The organism is Agrococcus beijingensis (assembly GCF_030758955.1).
Classification (GTDB): Bacteria; Actinomycetota; Actinomycetes; order Actinomycetales; family Microbacteriaceae; genus Agrococcus; species Agrococcus beijingensis.
In genome coordinates, this window is record NZ_CP132360.1 from 825,735 (window position 1) to 841,869 (window position 16,135).

Consider the following 16,135-nt stretch of genomic DNA (forward strand, 5'->3'; position numbering starts at 1 on the left):
ATCGTGATGCGTGCGGCGCCGCTCGATGGCCGGCGCCGTGGAGTGATCCCCGCGTGGAGTGATCCCCCGACGGGCATTGTGGCCCCATCGCCTGACGATGCACCCGGAACTTCGTGCGCGCGGGCCGACTGGGCCTCGCGCGGTCTGCGAGGATCGTCGCGTGCAGACGCTCCACGACACCGGCCGCCGCGGCTTCGCCTCCGACAACTACTCCGGGGTGCACCCCGACGTGCTCGCCGCGATCGCCGCGGCGAACGGCGGCCACCAGACCGCCTACGGCGCCGACGACTACACCGCGCGCCTGCAGCAGGTCGTGCGCGGCCACTTCGGCGAGCAGGCCGAGGCCTTCCCGGTCTTCAACGGCACGGGCGCCAACGTGCTCTCGCTGCAGTCGCTGCTGCCGCGCTGGGGCGCCGTGATCTCGGCCAAGAGCGCACACATCAACGTCGACGAGGGCGGTGCGCCCGAGCGGGTGGGCGGCATGAAGCTGCTCACCGTGCCGACGCCCGACGGCAAGCTCACGCCCGAGCTGATCGACCTCGAGGCGTGGGGCTGGGGCGACGAGCACCGCGCGCAGCCGCTGGCCGTGTCGATCACGCAGTCGACCGAGCTGGGCACGCTCTACACGCCCGACGAGATCCGCGCCATCGCCGACCACGCGCACGCGCACGGCATGCTGCTGCACCTCGACGGCGCCCGCATCGCGAACGCCGCGGTCGCGCTCGGCGTGCCGTTCCGGGCGTTCACGACGGATGCCGGGGTCGACATCGTCTCGCTCGGCGGCACCAAGAACGGTGCGATGGGCGCCGAGGCGGTCGTCGTGCTCAGCGGGGCCGCCGGCCACGGCCTGCTGTTCCTGCGCAAGCTCAACATGCAGCTGGCCTCGAAGATGCGCTTCATCTCGGCGCAGCTGATCGCGCTGTTCGAGGGCGACCTCTGGCACGAGAACGCGGCGCACGCCAACGCCATGGCCGCGCGCCTGCGCTCCGCCGTCGAGGGCCTGCCCGGCGTCTCGTTCGCCTACCCGACCCAGTCGAACGGTGTCTTCGCCAGGCTGCCGGAGGGCGTGGCCGACCGGGTGCGCGACGCCTTCTTCTTCTACGACTGGGACGCATCCGCTCGTGAAGCGCGCTGGATGTGCACGTGGGACACCACCGAGGACGACGTGGATGCGTTCGCCCACGCCGTGCGCGAGGCGATCGGCGCGTAGACCTCAAGGAAGCACTTCCTCTGGGCGCACTCCCTCAGGGCGCATGCGCTGAGGGCCAAGGTTCCCGCGGTCAGGGCCGCAGGTCGTCGGCGATGCGCTGTCGTTCGTTCGGGTCGGCGGGGATGCTGCGCAGCCACTCGTGGCGTGCTGCCTCGCGCGCGCGCATGACGGCCGCCGACATGGCGGGGTGGTCGTTGCCGGGCGCGGGCGTGGCGGCGACGCTGCCGCCATTGCCCGTCGCGCCCGTCAGGGTGCGATCGGTCATGGTGCTGTCCGTTTCTGGCGTGCACGGAGGCCGAGCCCTCCGTGGATCAGTTGTACCCCTGTCGGGGCGCGCATGGCTGGGAGCATGCCTCGAATCGCGGCGTCGCTGCCGGCGGCGAAGCAGGGCCCCGGCGGTGTTCCGCCGGGGCCCTGCTCCAGATACGGTCAGGTCAGGCGCGCGTCAGGAGCCCGACTGGTCCTGCACTCGCTGACGAGCCCGGTCGGCGTCGGCGCGCACGTCGTCGGCGCCGCTCTGCGCCTCGTCGCGCACGTGCTCGCCCGCCTGCTGCGCGGTCTCCTTGACCGCCTGCGCGGCGTCCTGCGCCGGCTGCTGCAGGTGCTCGCCCATCTCCTTCGCGACGTCCTTCGCGCCCTCGACGACAGGCTCCGCAGACTCCTTGACCTTGACGGCCACCTCCTTCTCCTTGTCGCTCGCGGGGATCAGCGAGGCGATGAGCGCCCCCACCCCGAAGGCGACGAGGCCGACGGCGAGGGGGTTGCCCTTCGCCTTCTGCACGGCTCGGTCGGCGGTGTGCTTGACGTCGTCCCCGACGCGCCCGACGGCGCCCGGGTCGTGGTCGTTGGCACCGAACAGGCGATCCTTCACGTCGTTGACCTTGCCCTTCACTCGCTCGGCCTCGCGCTCGACCATGCCGGTCGGCGAGACCTTCTCGGCGAGCGCGTCGACATCGCCGCTCACCTGCTCGCGCGTCATGTCGATGCGCGCACGGATCTCCTCGGGTGTCTCGTTCATCGGTTCTCCTCCTTGGTGTGCAGTGCGTCGGGGATCTGCTTGACCGAGTCGACCGTCTCCGGCATCGGCTCGACCTGCTTGAGCTCCTTGCGGCCGACGGCGTAGAGCACCGCGGCGACGATCGCCCAGATGACGCCGACGATCAGGGCGCCCCAGCCCAGGTGATCGGTGAGGTCGCCGAGCGCGAACATGAGCGCCAGCGACAGGAAGAGCAGCACCATGCTGCCCGCGTAGCCGGCGCCGCCGAGCATGCCGACGCCCTTGCCGGCGCGACTGGCCTGCTCCTTGGCCTCCGCCTTCGCCAGCGCGATCTCCTGCCGCATGAGCGTGGAGATGTCGCGCAGGAGACCGCCGACGATGTCGCCGAGCGACTCGGATGCGGCCCTGCGCTCAGCGGGCGTGTCGGCCGCCTGCACGGCCGGGTCGGCGGCCGAGTGCCGGCCGGAGTCCTGCATGCTGCTGCTCACAGCCCGGCCCCCCTCCGCAGCGCGTCGTCGCCGGTGAGGTCGTCGCCGGGGCGGCGGCGGGTCTCGGGCGCGAGGGCGTCGTCGGCGACATAGGTGTCGGCGGCCATGCCGGTCGGGTTGGCGCCGTAGGCGCCGCCCAGCGACGACGGGGAGTCCGTGTCCGTGTCGTAGGCGGTGTCGTAGCGAGTGTCGTAGCGACCGCCCGAGCCGGTGCCGTAGGCGGTCTGCGCGCGAGCGGAGCGCTCGTGCTCGTCCTTGGCCTGGCCGATCATGCCGCTCGTGAGACGGCCGACGATGAGGCCGGCGACGCCCGCGATGGCGATGAAGGTGCCGGGGCGGCGGCGCGCGAAGCGCTTGACCTCGTCGAGCAGGTCGGCCGGCTCACGATCCTCGAGCCAGCGCCCTGCTGCGTCGATGCGATCGCCCGCCTCGCCGATCAGCTGCGCGGCGAATCCGCTCTGCGGCGAACCCTCGCCCGACGCCATCTTGCGCAGGTCGTCGCCGAAGGTGTGCATGCCCTGCGCCGCCCGGTGCTGCTGCGTCTTAGCCTGCGACGAGGCCTCGTGCATCGTCTCGTCGAGCAGGCGCTTGCCCTGCGCCTTCGCCTCCGAGGCCACGTGGCGTGCCTCTTCCTTCGCCGTGCCGGTCACCCGTCGCCCCGCATCCTTCGCGGTGTCGGCGACGTGGGCAGCCTCCTCCTTGGCGGTGTCGGTGGTGCCGCCCCCGGAGGAGCCGGTCGCGGTGCCGCCGGCGCCGTAGCCTCCGGTGCCGCCGGTCGCGGCGCCTGAGCTGGTCGTCCCGGTGACGCTGGTGGTACCGGTCGTCCCGGTGGTGCCGGTCGTTCCGGTGGTTCCCGTGGTGCCGGTGCGCGTGGTCCCAGCGCCGGCGCCGGTGCCCCCGGGGGTACCGGTCTGCGGCATGTTCGTGCCGGGAACCGCGGCACTCGCGGGGATGCGGACCTCGTCGGGTCCGGGCTGCTGCACGTTGGTCATGATCCGTCCGTCCTGATCGCGCGGAGGCAGAGCCTTCCGCTGATGGATGTTCGTGAGAGGGCCACCTTGTCCCCCAAATCTGAACGTCGGCAGGACGTTCGCCGATGGTTTCCGGACACTGTGCGGGGCGGTCGGGTGTAAGAACGCGCGTGGGCGGCCCATGGCAGGCTGAGGCCATGGCGAAGCCCGATCGCACCCCCGGCACGGCCGGCGGCACCGTCGAGCGGCCGGCGACCTTCTTCCGCGATGCGACCGAGTTCCGGGCCTGGCTCGAGGCCCATCATGAGAGCGCGAGCGAGCTCTGGATGGGGCTCAACGCCAAGCACGTCGAGCCGCGCGGGCTCACCTGGGCCGAGGCCGTGCCCGAGGCGCTCTGCTTCGGCTGGATCGACTCGCTCTCGCAGCGCATCGACGACGACGCCCGCCGGCAGCGCTGGACGCCGCGCAAGCCCACCTCCAACTGGTCGGCGGTGAACATCGCCCACGTCGAGCGGCTGACCGCCGAGGGGCGCATGCGACCCGCCGGCATCGCCGCGTTCGAGGCCAGGAGACCCGAGGCGTCGGCGGTCTACTCGTACGAGAACCCCGAGGGCGCCCTGCCGAGCGAGCTCGCTGGCCCGCTCGAGGCGTCGGCCGCCGCGCAGGCCTTCCTCGCCGAGGCGCCGGCCGGCTACCGGAAGGCGGCGATCGCCTGGGTGCTCGGCGCCAAGCGCGAGGCCACCCGGCAGCAGCGGGCGCAACAGCTCGCCGACGACTCGGCGGCCGGCCGGCTCATCCCGCCCCAGCGCTACGGCGAGACGCCGAGGTGGGTCGAGCGGGGCTCAGCGGCCGCGGCCGCCGCCGTCGGGAAGTCGCAGCAGCAGCCCTGACCCGGCCCCGTCAGCCCTCGAGGTACCGAGCCAGGTTGGCGAGCGACTGCCCGAGCCCGTTCTCGTGGTCGGCGTGATCGATGCCGGCCGGCACATCCGTCGCCGACACCGTCACCCGCGTGCCCGCCGCGACCGGCTCGAGCCGCCAGGTCATGAGCATCTCGCCACCGAACCGCTCCTCCTGCGACTCGAAGGCGACCCGCTGCACCACCAACCGGCTCGGCACCAGCTCGACGAAGGTGACCTGCGACGCATCCGTCGACTCGGTCGTCTTGGGGTCGACGGGGTCGGCGAAGCGCAGCACGGCGCGGAACCCGCCGCCCTCCCGGGCGTCCATCTGCGTGATCTCGCCCGTCGCACCCTGCGGAGGCAACCAGGCGGTCAGCGCGGTCGCGTCGAGCAGCGCCTCGTACACCCGCGCGGGCGGCACGCCGATCACCGTGCCGGCGCGGTCGACCCGCCCGGCGTCGTGCTGCTCGTGCATCTGCGTCTCCCCCCGTGCGATCGCCCGAACCGCGGCGGCGAGCCCGAGCGCCAGGTCGTCGAAGGTCAGGCTGCGCCCCTCGTGGCGCAGGGCGGATGCGCCGGGTCGCGACCCCGCGTCGGTCTCGTCGCCGACGCCCGCCGTGCCGCTGGTGCGCACCGCCGGCACGTGCACGAAGCCGCCCGGCACCTCGAGCCCGCCCACCAGGTAGGCGACGTGGTTGCACAGGAACCGGCCCGCGTCAGCGCTCGCGTCGGCGGGCAGGCCCACCGCGAGGATCGCGCTGACCAGCGCGTCGACGTCGAAGCTCGAGGGTCGCCGCGCGGGGCCGTCGGGCTCGATGGGGGTCGCCCTCGGCTGCGCGCCGGCGTTGTCCGGGATCCGTGCGTCGTCCTCGTTCACGCCCCATCGCTCGGGGGTGATGGCGCTGCGGCCACCGGCCTCCCCGACCGCCAGCACCGCATCCGGCTGATGCTGGTCGACGAGCGCCCGCAGCGCCGGGCCAGCGGTCGCGAAGGCGACCGGCAGCACGCCGGTGACGAGCTCGACGTGCGGCTGCGGGTCGGCGGCCCAGGCGTCGGCGAGCCGGCGGACCGCTTCGAGGCTCGCGTTCTCGGGGTCGCCGCCGAAGGGCTCGAAGCCGGTGACGAGGATGCGCATGCGACGAGTCTGCCCCTGCCGGTGCGCCGGCGCATCCCTACAGCAGCGGGTCCGGCGGGAATTCGACGACGAGCGGCAGGTGGTCGGAGAGCGGCGGCCGAGGCACGCGGATCTGCCGCGAGCGGGGCAGCGGGTCGCCGCTGAGCACGTGGTCGATCTGCACCATCGGGTGCCCGGCCGGGAACGTGGCGCCGCGCGCGAGCAGCCGAGCCCCCGCGACGCGCGACACGGCCGCGGGCGGCAGGTTGAGGTCGCCCATCAGCACCCGCGGGCCGGGCATCTGCCGCAGCCAGCCCATGGTGCGGCGCAGCTGCCGCACGTTCGTGCCGGGCAGGAACGTCAGGTGCGCGCAGGCGACCGTCCAGTCGCCGAACGGCGTGCGGATCGTCGCGGCGATGGCGGCGCGCGGCTCCTCGCGGAGCCGCCGGACGCTGCGCTCGGGCGACGCCGGGCCGCCATGCCGGCGGCGGCGCAGCTCGGCCTCGGTGGGTGCGCGCAGCCGCATCGAGGGAGGGAACCGCAGCACCTGCCAGCGCAGCACCGGGTAGCGCGACAGCAGCGCGATGCCGTAGCCCGTCGACGTCGCCTCGACGTCGTGCTCGTGCGCGGCGCGCCTTGCACGAGCGGGTTCGCCGATGCGTGCCGGCACGAAGAGCCGCTCGGTGGCGCCCATCGCCTCGGCCGCCACGGCCGTCAGGTCGACCGACGACGAGCGCGGCTGCGCGCGGTCGACCTCCTGCAGCGCGAGCACGTCGGCGTCGAGCGTCGCGATCGCTCGCGCGAACCGGTCGATGTCGACGGTGGCGTCGCTCATGCTCCTGCCGTGCAGGATGTTCCACGTCGCCAGCCGCATGGGCCCATCCTGCACGCTGAGCCCGGTTCGTGGCTGATCGGCGGCGAGGACGCGGCGTCCGGCGCGCCCGCCAGGCGGCAGGATGGGCGCATGACAGTAGCGGGACTCGACGTCGGCGGCACCAAGATCGCGGCGGTCGCCCTCGCGGCGCCCGGCCGCACCCTCGACGACCTGCAGGTGCGCACGCACCGGACCCACCGCATCCACGGGCCCGAAGCGCTCGTCGACGACCTCGAGGCCGCTGTCCGCGAGCTCGACCGCCAGCTCGCCGCGGCGGGGCAGGCGCCCATCGAGGCGGTCGGCCTCGCGATCGCCGCGTGGATGCCGGCCGACCGCGAGTCGATCACCTGGGCCGCGCACCTGGGCGTGCGCGACTTCGCGCTGCGCTCGGCCCTCGCCGCGCGGCTCGGCCTGCCCATCACGATCGACAACGACGCCAACGGCTACCTGGTGGGCGAGGCGGCGATGGGGGCGGCGGCGGATGCGTCGTCGTCGTTGCTCCTGGCGCTCGGCACGGGCGTCGGGGGCGCGTACGTCGCGGGTGGGCGGCCGCTGATCGGCGCCCACGGCCTCGCGGGCGAGCTGGGGCACGTGACGGTCGACGAGAACGGCCCCGTCTGCTCGTGCACCGCGCGCGGCTGCATCGAGGCGTACGCGGGCGGCAACGCGCTCGCGCGCGACGCGGCGGCGGTGCCCGCGGCGGTGGCGCTCGCGCCGGATGGCCGCCCCTCGGCGCTCCACCTCGAGCAGGCGGCGCGCGCAGGCGACGATGAGGCCATGGCGGTGCTCGAGCGGGCCGGCTGGGCCGTGGCGGCGGGGCTGCGGCGGCTGCTGCCGGCGTTCGACCCCGAGGCGGTCGTGCTCGGCGGCAGGGTGCTGCTCGCCTGCGCCGACCTGCTGCTGCCGGTCATCGAGCGCGAGCTGGCCGAGCACGCCCCGCTGCAGGGCGTGCCCCAGCCGCGACGGCTCGAGCTCGCCCGGCTCGGCGACCACGCGGCGGCGATCGGCGCGGCGGTGCTCGCGGCGCGCTGAGCGGCGGCGCAAGGCGACCTCCCGACACGCACGAGGCCCCCGCAGCGCGATGCTGCGGGGGCCTCGGTCAAGCGCGAGTGGTGCGGGGCTCAGCCCTGCGCGCGACGCGGTGCGCGACGCTGGCCGTCACGACCGCCGTCGCGGGCGCCGCCGTCACGGCCGCCGCTCTGCAGCGAGCCGCCGCCGGTCGACGACCACGCCACCGACGAGCCACCGCGCGGTGCGCCCTGGCCCGAGCCGCCGCGACCCGAGCGCCCGCTGCACCACGTGCGCCGGCCCGCTCGGGCTGCGCGAGCGCGGCTCGACGCCCGCCTGCCGGCTCTGCGGCCGACTGGCCGCGGGCTGGCGGTGCCGCAGCTGCGGGGAGGCGAAGCTCGCGCCCGTGGGCCGCGGCTCGACCCGCATCGCCGAGGAGCTCGGCCGCGCCATGCCGAACGTGCCGGTGGTCGTCGCCGACGGCGAGCACGAGCGCCTCGCGATCGACGCGAAGCCGCGCATCGTCGTCGCCACGCGTGGCGCCGAGCCGATCGCCGAGGGCGGCTACGGCGCCGTGCTGCTGCTCGACGGCGACACGATGCTGTCGCGCGAGGGCCTGCGCGTCGGCGAGGAGGCGCTCCGCCACTGGGCCGGCGCGCGGGCGCTCGCCGCCGACGGGGCGACCGTCGTGCTCGCGGGCGTCGGCGGGCCGGTCGTGACCGCGCTCACCGGCGACACCACGGTGCCGTTCGCGAAGGGCGAGCTGGCCGAGCGGCGGAGCCTGCGGTTCCCGCCCGCCGTGCGCACCGCATCCGTCGTCGGCCACCCCGACGCGGTGGCCGAGGCGATCGAGGCGCTCGGTGCGCTCGAGCACGCGGATGTGCTCGGTCCCGTGCCCGCACCGGCGCGGCCGGGCAGCGGCGCGGGCGAGGTGGCCGAGCGCGCGATCGTGCGGTTCGCCTACGCCGAGGGGGCGAAGGCCGCCGCCATCGCCCGCAGCCGGGTGCTCTCCGCCGCGGGCAAGCCCAAGCGGCCGGGCGCGCCGGCGCGGCTCCGCATCCGGTTGGATGATCCTGAGCCCTTCGAGGGTCTCTGAGCCGCCGAGGCGGCCCGCAGCACCAGCACCCACCCGCCACGACCCACCCGCCACCACCACCGAGAGGAGCCGCATGCGCATCGTCTTCGCCGGCAGCCCTGCCGCCGCCGTGCCGAGCCTCGAGGCCCTGGCCCGCGCGCACGAGATCGCCGCGGTCGTCACCCGAGCCGCCTCGCCGCAGGGCCGCAAGCGCGTGCTGACCCCGACCCCCGTCGCCGAGCGCGCCGCCGAGCTGGGCCTGCCGGTGATCGAGGCGAACCGGCTCGACGCCGAGGTCACCGGGCGCATCGTCGCGCTGGAGCCCGAGCTCGCCGTCGTCGTCGCCTACGGCGGGCTGGTGCGCGAGCCGCTGCTGTCGGCACCGGAGCACGGCTGGATCAACCTGCACTTCTCGGTGCTGCCCGACTACCGCGGCGCGGCGCCCGTGCAGCGTGCCCTCATCGACGGGCACGGCGTGACCGGCGTGAGCGTCTTCCGCCTCGTGGCCGAGCTCGACGCCGGCCCGCTGCTCCGGGTGCGCGAGCTGCCGATCCCCGAGGGCGCGACCGCAGGCGAGCTGCTCGCGCACCTCGCCGAGCTCGGCGCCCACGAGCTCGTCGACGCGGTGCATGCGATCGAGGCGGGCACGGCAGAGTTCGAGGAGCAGACCGGCGCGCCCAGCTTCGCGCCGAAGCTGACGCTCGCCGACGGCGCGCTCGACCTCTCCCGCACCGCACCCGCCGTGCTCGCGCGCTGGCGTGGCGTGACGCCCGAGCCGGGCGCGCACGCCACCGTCGACGGCGAGCGGGTGAAGCTGCTCGCGCTGGCGCGCTCCGGTGCCGAGCCGCTCGCGCCGGGAGAGGCGGCGCTGGCCGGCCGCACGGCGGTCGTCGGCACCGCGAGCGCGCCGCTCGAGCTGCTCGAGGTGCAGCCTGCCGGCAAGCGCGCGATGTCGGGCGCCGACTGGCTGCGCGGGCGCGGGGGAGCGGCGACGTTCGAGGTGGCGCGATGAGCGCCACCACGGCGAGCGCGCGCCTCGTGGCCCGCGACGTGGTGCTCGCGGTCGACCGCGACGACGCGTACGCCAACCTGCTGCTGCCGCAGCGCATCCGCGAGGCCGGGCTCGACGCCGCCGACGCCGGGTTCGCGACCGAGCTCGCCTACGGCACGCTGCGCTGGCAGGGCCAGCACGACGCCCTGATCGCCGACGCGGCGGGCCGCCCGATCGACGAGATCGACGCCGAGACGCTCGCGACGCTGCGCATCGGCGCGCACCAGCTGAGCCGCATGCGCGTGCCCGCCCACGCCGCCGTGCACGCGACGGTCGAGCTGCTGGGCCGTCGCAACACGGGCAGGCTCGGGTTCGCCAACGCGGTGCTGCGCCGGCTCTCCGAGGTGCCCGCCGAGGAGCGGCTCGCGCGGCTGGTCGAGGGGCTCGGCGCCGACGAGCGGCTCGCCCTCGAGACCGGTCACCCCACGTGGGTGCTGCGCGCGATGCGGCGCACGCTCGACCGCGAGGGTGCCGTCGACGAGCTGCCCGCGCTGCTCGAGGCCGACAACGTGCCGCCTGCCGTGCAGCTGGTCGCCCTGCCGGGCCTCGCCGACCCCGACGAGCTGGGGCTCGAGCCCACCGCCAGCCCGCTCGGCCGCGTCGCGCCCTCCGGCGACCCGGCGCGCATCGCCGAGGTGGCCGGCGGCGCCTGGCGCGTGCAGGACTCCGGCTCGCAGCTCGCCGCGCTCGCGCTCACCCGTGCGCGGCCGGTCGTCGCCGGGGAGCGCTGGCTCGACCTCTGCGCCGGCCCCGGCGGCAAGGCGGCGCTGATGGCCGCCGAGGCCGCCGTCGCCGGCGCGCAGCTCGAGGCGAACGAGCTGCTGCCGCACCGCGCGAAGCTCGTGCGCCAGGCGGTGCGCAGCATCGAGCCGCAGCCGCGCGTCGTGGTGGGCGACGCGCGCCGCTACGGCCGCGGCGACGAGGCGGCGGCCTACGACCGCATCCTGCTCGATGCGCCCTGCACCGGGCTCGGGGCGCTCCGCCGACGGCCCGAGTCGCGCTGGCGCAAGCAGCCGACCGACGTGCCGCAGCTCGCCGCGCTGCAGGCCGAGCTGCTCGAGGCAGCGGCCCGCGCGGTGAGGCCCGGCGGGCTGATCGCCTACGTGACCTGCTCGCCGCACCTCGCCGAGACTCGCGCGATCGTCGACCGCGCCGCCGCGCTGGGGCTGCGCACCCTCGACACGCGCGAGGTGGTGGCCGAGCTGTCGCCCGGCATCGCCCTCGGCGACACGGGCGACGCGGTGCAGCTGTGGCCGCACCGCAACGGCACCGACGCGATGTTCATCCAGCTGCTGACGACCGCCTGAGCGGGCGTGGCGCGCGCCAGTCGGTAGGCTGGAAGCCATGGTCAGGATCCACCCCAGCATCCTGTCGGCAGACTTCGTGAACCTCGAGCGAGACCTCGAGCGCATCGCAGGCGCCGACGGCGTGCACGTCGATGTGATGGACGCGCACTTCGTGCCCAACCTGACCTTCGGGCTGCCGATGGTCGAGCGGATCGTCGAGGTCACCGAGCTGCCGGTCGACGTGCACCTCATGATCGACGACCCCGACACCTGGGCCCCGCAGTACGCGATCGACGGCGTCGACTCCGTCACCTTCCACGCCGAGGCGACCCGTGACGCGGTGTCGCTCGCCCGCGAGCTGCGCGCTCGCGGCACGCGCGCGGCCATCGCGCTGAAGCCCGGCACGCTCGTCGACGAGGTGCTCGAGCACCTGCCCGAGTTCGACATGGTGCTCGTGATGACGGTCGAGCCCGGCTTCGGCGGGCAGGCCTTCATGGAGGCCATGATGCCGAAGCTCGAGCTGCTCCGCGGCCGGGCCGAGGAGCTCGGCCTCGAGCTCGCCCTGCAGGTCGACGGCGGCATCACCGCCGACACGCTGCCGATCGCGGCGGCGTCGGGCGCCGACGTGTTCGTCGCCGGCAGCGCCGTCTACGGGCACGCCTCGCCGGCCGACCGCATCCGGGCGCTGCGCGACGCGGGCAGCGGCGCCTTCGACACCGGCCGCATCGACCTGCGCGCGATCCACCGCGGCAGCGCCGGCTCCGGCGCATCCGGCTCCGGCGCATCGGGGGCCGGCGCGGCCGGTAGCCTGGAACCGTGAAGACCTTCGACGAGCTGTACGCCGAGCTCGAGCGCACCGTCGCCGAGCGCCGCGAGGGCTCCGGCACCGTCGCCGCCGTCGACGCGGGCGTCCACACGATCGGCAAGAAGATCGTGGAGGAGGCCGCCGAGGTCTGGATGGCCGCCGAGCACGAGTCCGACGACGACGCCGCGATGGAGATCTCGCAGCTGCTGTACCACCTGCAGGTGCTCATGCTGGCGAAGGGCATCACGCTGCAGGACGTCTACCGACATCTCTGACGCGCAGCCCACCACTGTCAGACGATGCAAGGAACCCATGCTGAAGATCGCCGTGCCCAACAAGGGCTCGCTGGCCGAGACGGCCGCCTGGATGCTCGACGAGGCCGGCTACCGCGGGCGACGCGATAGCAAGGAGCTGATCGTCGTCGACGCGCGCAACGAGGTGGAGTTCTTCTACCTCCGCCCGCGCGACATCGCGACCTACGTCGGCTCCGGCGCCCTCGACGTGGGCATCACCGGCCGCGACCTGCTGCTCGACTCCGGCTCCGACGCCTTCGAGGTGCAGGGCCTCGGCTTCGCCCGCTCGACCTTCCGCTTCGCCGGCACCGCTGGCCGCTTCTCGTCGGCCGCCGACCTCGAGGGCGTGCGCGTCGCCTCCTCGTACACGGGCCTCGTCGAGCAGCACCTCGCGACGCTGGGCGTCACGGCCGAGCTCGTGCGCCTCGACGGCGCCGTCGAGTCGGCCGTGCGGCTCGGGGTGGCGGATGCGGTGGCCGACGTCGTCGAGACCGGTGGCACCCTGCGCGCCCAGGGACTCGAGGTCTTCGGCGACCCGATCCTGACGAGCGAGGCCGTGCTGATCGGCAACGGCAGCGGCAAGCCCGGCCTGTCGACGCTCAAGCGCCGGCTCGATGGCGTGATCGTCGCCCGCGACTACGTGCTGGTCGACTACGACATCGAGCGCTCCCGCCTCGACGCGGCGATCGCCGTCGCGGCCGGCTTCGAGAGCGCCACGGTCAGCCCGCTGCGCGACCCCGACTGGGCGGCCGTCCGCGTCATGGTGCGCCGCGACGAGACCAACCACGTCATGGATGCGCTCGCCGACGTCGGCGCGCGGGCGATCATCGTCACGCGCATCCACGCCGCACGCATCTGATGCTCGCCACCCGCGTCATCCCCTGCCTCGACGTCGCGCACGGCCGCGTCGTCAAGGGCGTGCAGTTCCAGGGCCTCACCGACCAGGGCGACCCGGTCGAGCTGGCCGCCCGCTATGCCGAGCAGGGCGCCGACGAGCTGACCTTCCTCGACGTGAAGGCGACGGTCGAGGATGCCGGCACGATGCTCGAGGTCGTCGAGCGCTGCGCCGAGCAGATCTTCATCCCGCTGACCGTCGGCGGCGGCGTGCGCAGCCGCGACGACGTCGCGCGCCTGCTCGCGCACGGCGCCGACAAGGTGGGCGTCAACTCCGCCGCGATCCGCGACCCTGCGCTGATCGACCGGATCGTCGCCGACTTCGGCTCGCAGGTTCTGGTGCTCTCGCTCGACGTGCGCCGCTCGACCGAGATGCCCTCCGGCTTCGAGGTGACCACGCACGGCGGCTCCCGCGGTGCGGGGCTCGACGCCATCGAGTGGGCGCGCGAGGGCGTGCGCCGCGGCGCGGGCGAGCTGCTGGTCAACTCGATCGACGCCGACGGCACGAAGGACGGCTTCGACCTCGAGCTGACGCGCGCGGTCCGGGCAGTCGCCACGACGCCGGTGATCGCCTCCGGCGGTGCCGGCGGCCCGGAGCACTTCGCGCCGGCCGTCGCCGCGGGCGCCGACGCCGTGCTGGCGGCGAGCATCTTCCACAGCGGGCAGTGCACGATCGGTCAGGTCAAGAGCGCGATGCGCGAGGCCGGGGTGACCGTACGATGAAGGCAGGTGACGGTGCGATGACGCTGCCAGAGCTGAAGAAGGATGCCGACGGGCTGGTCGCCGCGGTGATCCAGGACGACGCGACCGGCGACGTGCTGATGGTCGGGTACATGGACGACGAGGCGCTGCGCCGCACCTCGACCGAGGGCCGCGTCACGTTCTGGTCGCGCTCCCGGCAGGAGTACTGGCGCAAGGGCGACACGTCCGGCAACATCCAGGTGCCCCGCTCGATCGCGATCGACTGCGACGGCGACGCGCTGCTGATCCGCGTCGACCAGACCGGGCCCGCCTGCCACACCGGCGCGCGCTCGTGCTTCTTCACGCCGATCGCGACGACGCATCCGGAGCCCGCGTGAGCATCACCACCACCCGTGCCGCGTTCGACGCGCTGCTGCCCGACCACCGCGTCGTGCCGGTGGTGCGCGAGGTGTTCCTCGACGCCGAGACCCCGGTGGGCGTCTATCGCCGCGTCGCCGCCGGGCGACCGGGCACGTTCCTGCTCGAGTCGGCCGAGCAGGGCGTCTGGAACCGCTACTCGTTCGTCGGCGTCGAGACGTTCGGCCTGCTCACCGCCGACCGCGGCCGCATCGCCTGGCGCTCCGACCGCGTGACGGCCGAGCGGCTGCTCGGCGACGACGCCCCGCGCACCGGCCTCGGCACCGTCGAGCACGTGCTGCGCCGCTGGGCGACGCCGCGCATCGAGGGCCTGCCGCGCATGACGAGCGGCATGATCGGCCACATCGGCTGGGAGGTCGTGCGCGAGCTCGAGCGGCTGCCCGAGGCCCCGGAGCGCGACGTCGACGTCCCCGCGGTCGCCATGTCGCTCACCGCCACGCTCGTGGTGCTCGACCACCGCACGGGCGCCGCCCACCTGGTGGCGAACGTGCTCAACGACGGCACCGACGACGCGGATGCGCTGTGGCACGACGCGCAGGCCCGTCTCGACGCGCTCGAGGAGGCCCTCGCCGCCGACGGCCCGGGATCCGTCGCGGCGCTCGACCGCGACGCGGCGCCCGAGCCCTCCTCGCGCGTGAGCGCCGACGCGTTCCGCGCCATGGTCGAGTCGTCGAAGCGCCACATCGTCGACGGCGACGTCTTCCAGGTGGTGCTCTCGGCCCGCTTCGACCTGCCGACCGACGCCGACCCGCTCGACGTCTACCGCGTGCTGCGCATGCTGAACCCGTCGCCCTACCTCTACCTGCTGTCGCTCGAGGACGCCGACGGGGGAGCGTACGCGGTCGTCGGCTCCAGCCCCGAGGCCCTGGTGACCGTCCACGAGGGGCGCGCGACGATGCACCCGATCGCCGGCAGCCGCCCGCGCGGCAGCGACGCCGTGGCCGATCGCGAGCTCGCCGACGACCTGCTCGCCGACCCCAAGGAGCGCAGCGAGCACGTGATGCTCGTCGACCTCGCCCGCAACGACCTCGCCAAGGTCTGCGTGCCCGGCACGGTGGCCGTGACCGAGCTGATGGCGATCGAGCGCTTCAGCCACATCATGCACATCGTCTCGACCGTCGAGGGCGAGATGCGACCCGACGCATCCGCCATCGACGCCTTCCGGGCCACGTTCCCGGCCGGCACCCTCTCGGGCGCGCCGAAGCCGCGCGCGCTCGAGCTGATCGACGAGCTCGAGCCCGCGCAGCGCGGCGTCTACGGCGGCGTCGTGGGCTGGCTCGACCTGGCCGGCGACGCCGACCTCGCGATCGCGATCCGCACGGTGACGATGCGCGACGGCGTCGCCCACGTGCAGTCCGGTGCGGGCCTCGTCGCCGACAGCGATCCCGAGACCGAGCTGCAGGAGGTGCGGAACAAGGCGGCCGCACCGCTGCGCGCGGTCGCGGTCGCGAGCACGATGCGGCGCGCATGAGCGGTCGCGTCGTCGCCGTGCTCTGCCTGCTCGCCGCCGGCGCGCTGGGACTCGTCGCCGCGACGCAGCCGTGGGCGCAGGTCGAGCTCGCCGACGGCCGCGGGCTCGCGGTGGCGGGGCAGGACCTCGCGGGCGGGCTGGCGATCCTCTCGCTCGCCTGCGTCGCGCTCGCGCTGGTGCTGCCCATCGCCGGCGTCGTGTGGCGCTTCGTGCTGGCCGGCCTCGCGATCGTGCTGGGCGCGCTGATGGCCGTGCACGCGTCCTCGGCCGTCGGCGGCATCGACGCCGCCGTCGAGGCGGTGGTGGCCGAGGCCACCGGCATCGCCGGCGCCGCCCAGGCCGCGGAGATCACGACCCGCACCGCTGCGCCCTGGCCATGGCTGGCGGTGGCCGCGGGCGTGCTGGCCGCACTCGTCGGCGTCTGGGTGATGATCACCGCGCGCCGCTGGCCCGCGAAGGCGCAGCGCGCTGCCCGCTACGAGCGCACCGGATCCGGGCTCGCGTGGGATGTCATGGACGACGGCGAAGACCCGACTCGATAGACTGCTCCAGGCGCGTCGAGCGCGCCCCACCGACTTGA

At 74.7% G+C, this 16,135-nt stretch carries 19 protein-coding genes; 13 read left to right on the forward strand and 6 right to left on the reverse strand.

The window, feature by feature from the left end; all coding sequences use genetic code 11:
- Positions 1–160 precede the first annotated feature (160 nt).
- Positions 161–1,210, forward strand: coding sequence for a threonine aldolase family protein (locus tag Q9250_RS03885; RefSeq protein WP_306233283.1), 1,050 nt, complete (start codon positions 161–163; stop codon positions 1,208–1,210).
- 70 nt (positions 1,211–1,280) lie between these two features.
- Here the strand turns inward: Q9250_RS03885 and Q9250_RS03890 are convergent, their stop codons facing one another.
- From Q9250_RS03890 to Q9250_RS03905, 4 genes are all read right to left on the reverse strand, one after another.
- Positions 1,281–1,475: a hypothetical protein gene (locus tag Q9250_RS03890; protein WP_306233284.1), complete on the reverse strand. Its 195-nt coding sequence runs from the start codon at positions 1,473–1,475 to the stop codon at positions 1,281–1,283.
- A gap of 180 nt (positions 1,476–1,655) precedes the next feature.
- Positions 1,656–2,228: a DUF3618 domain-containing protein gene (locus Q9250_RS03895; protein WP_306233285.1), complete on the reverse strand. Its 573-nt coding sequence runs from the start codon at positions 2,226–2,228 to the stop codon at positions 1,656–1,658.
- Positions 2,225–2,683: a phage holin family protein gene (locus Q9250_RS03900; RefSeq protein ID WP_422665088.1), complete on the reverse strand. Its 459-nt coding sequence runs from the start codon at positions 2,681–2,683 to the stop codon at positions 2,225–2,227. Before Q9250_RS03900 ends, Q9250_RS03895 begins: the two co-directional genes overlap by 4 nt.
- Before the next feature lie 8 nt (positions 2,684–2,691).
- The gene (locus tag Q9250_RS03905) at positions 2,692–3,687 is read right to left on the reverse strand and encodes a hypothetical protein (protein WP_306233287.1); all 996 of its coding nucleotides are present in this window, start codon (positions 3,685–3,687) and stop codon (positions 2,692–2,694) included.
- Between the two features lie 176 nt (positions 3,688–3,863).
- Here Q9250_RS03905 and Q9250_RS03910 point away from each other — a divergent pair, with 176 nt between their 5' ends.
- A complete protein-coding gene (locus Q9250_RS03910) occupies positions 3,864–4,556 on the forward strand; it encodes a YdeI/OmpD-associated family protein (RefSeq protein WP_306233288.1) in 693 nt (230 codons plus the stop codon).
- A 10-nt stretch (positions 4,557–4,566) separates the two neighbouring features.
- Here Q9250_RS03910 and Q9250_RS03915 read toward each other — a convergent pair whose 3' ends face one another.
- Both Q9250_RS03915 and Q9250_RS03920 read right to left on the reverse strand, forming a co-directional pair.
- A complete protein-coding gene (locus Q9250_RS03915; protein WP_306233289.1) occupies positions 4,567–5,700 on the reverse strand; it encodes a pyroglutamyl-peptidase I family protein in 1,134 nt (377 codons plus the stop codon).
- 37 nt (positions 5,701–5,737) lie between these two features.
- The gene (locus tag Q9250_RS03920; protein ID WP_306233290.1) at positions 5,738–6,553 is read right to left on the reverse strand and encodes an endonuclease/exonuclease/phosphatase family protein; all 816 of its coding nucleotides are present in this window, start codon (positions 6,551–6,553) and stop codon (positions 5,738–5,740) included.
- A 90-nt stretch (positions 6,554–6,643) separates the two neighbouring features.
- Here Q9250_RS03920 and Q9250_RS03925 point away from each other — a divergent pair, with 90 nt between their 5' ends.
- The 11 genes from Q9250_RS03925 to Q9250_RS03975 all read left to right on the forward strand — a co-directional run bounded on the left by Q9250_RS03925 (position 6,644) and on the right by Q9250_RS03975 (position 16,097).
- Positions 6,644–7,585 (forward strand): ROK family protein, encoded by a 942-nt coding sequence (locus Q9250_RS03925; RefSeq protein WP_306233291.1) that lies wholly within the window; start codon positions 6,644–6,646, stop codon positions 7,583–7,585.
- Positions 7,586–7,967: 382 nt separating this feature from the next.
- Positions 7,968–8,657 (forward strand): hypothetical protein, encoded by a 690-nt coding sequence (locus Q9250_RS03930; protein WP_306233292.1) that lies wholly within the window; start codon positions 7,968–7,970, stop codon positions 8,655–8,657.
- A 73-nt stretch (positions 8,658–8,730) separates the two neighbouring features.
- Entirely contained in the window at positions 8,731–9,648 is a 918-nt protein-coding gene (gene fmt / locus Q9250_RS03935; protein ID WP_306233293.1) for a methionyl-tRNA formyltransferase, read from the forward strand.
- Positions 9,645–10,994 carry an RsmB/NOP family class I SAM-dependent RNA methyltransferase gene (locus Q9250_RS03940; protein WP_306233294.1) on the forward strand — a complete coding sequence of 450 codons (1,350 nt, stop codon included), beginning with the start codon at positions 9,645–9,647 and terminating at the stop codon, positions 10,992–10,994. Before fmt ends, Q9250_RS03940 begins: the two co-directional genes overlap by 4 nt.
- A gap of 37 nt (positions 10,995–11,031) precedes the next feature.
- On the forward strand, positions 11,032–11,793 hold the full coding sequence (gene rpe / locus Q9250_RS03945; protein ID WP_306233295.1) for a ribulose-phosphate 3-epimerase: 762 nt from the start codon (positions 11,032–11,034) through the stop codon (positions 11,791–11,793).
- Positions 11,790–12,053, forward strand: a complete 264-nt coding sequence (locus Q9250_RS03950; protein ID WP_306233296.1) for a phosphoribosyl-ATP diphosphatase — start codon at positions 11,790–11,792, stop codon at positions 12,051–12,053. Before rpe ends, Q9250_RS03950 begins: the two co-directional genes overlap by 4 nt.
- 37 nt (positions 12,054–12,090) lie before the next feature.
- Positions 12,091–12,930 (forward strand): ATP phosphoribosyltransferase, encoded by an 840-nt coding sequence (gene hisG / locus Q9250_RS03955; protein ID WP_306233297.1) that lies wholly within the window; start codon positions 12,091–12,093, stop codon positions 12,928–12,930.
- Entirely contained in the window at positions 12,927–13,688 is a 762-nt protein-coding gene (hisF, locus tag Q9250_RS03960; protein ID WP_306233895.1) for an imidazole glycerol phosphate synthase subunit HisF, read from the forward strand. Before hisG ends, hisF begins: the two co-directional genes overlap by 4 nt.
- Before the next feature lie 17 nt (positions 13,689–13,705).
- The gene (hisI, locus tag Q9250_RS03965) at positions 13,706–14,044 is read left to right on the forward strand and encodes a phosphoribosyl-AMP cyclohydrolase (protein ID WP_306233298.1); all 339 of its coding nucleotides are present in this window, start codon (positions 13,706–13,708) and stop codon (positions 14,042–14,044) included.
- Positions 14,041–15,555, forward strand: a complete 1,515-nt coding sequence (locus Q9250_RS03970) for an anthranilate synthase component I (protein WP_306233299.1) — start codon at positions 14,041–14,043, stop codon at positions 15,553–15,555. Before hisI ends, Q9250_RS03970 begins: the two co-directional genes overlap by 4 nt.
- Positions 15,552–16,097, forward strand: a complete 546-nt coding sequence (locus Q9250_RS03975; RefSeq protein WP_306233300.1) for a Trp biosynthesis-associated membrane protein — start codon at positions 15,552–15,554, stop codon at positions 16,095–16,097. Before Q9250_RS03970 ends, Q9250_RS03975 begins: the two co-directional genes overlap by 4 nt.
- Positions 16,098–16,135 lie beyond the last annotated feature (38 nt).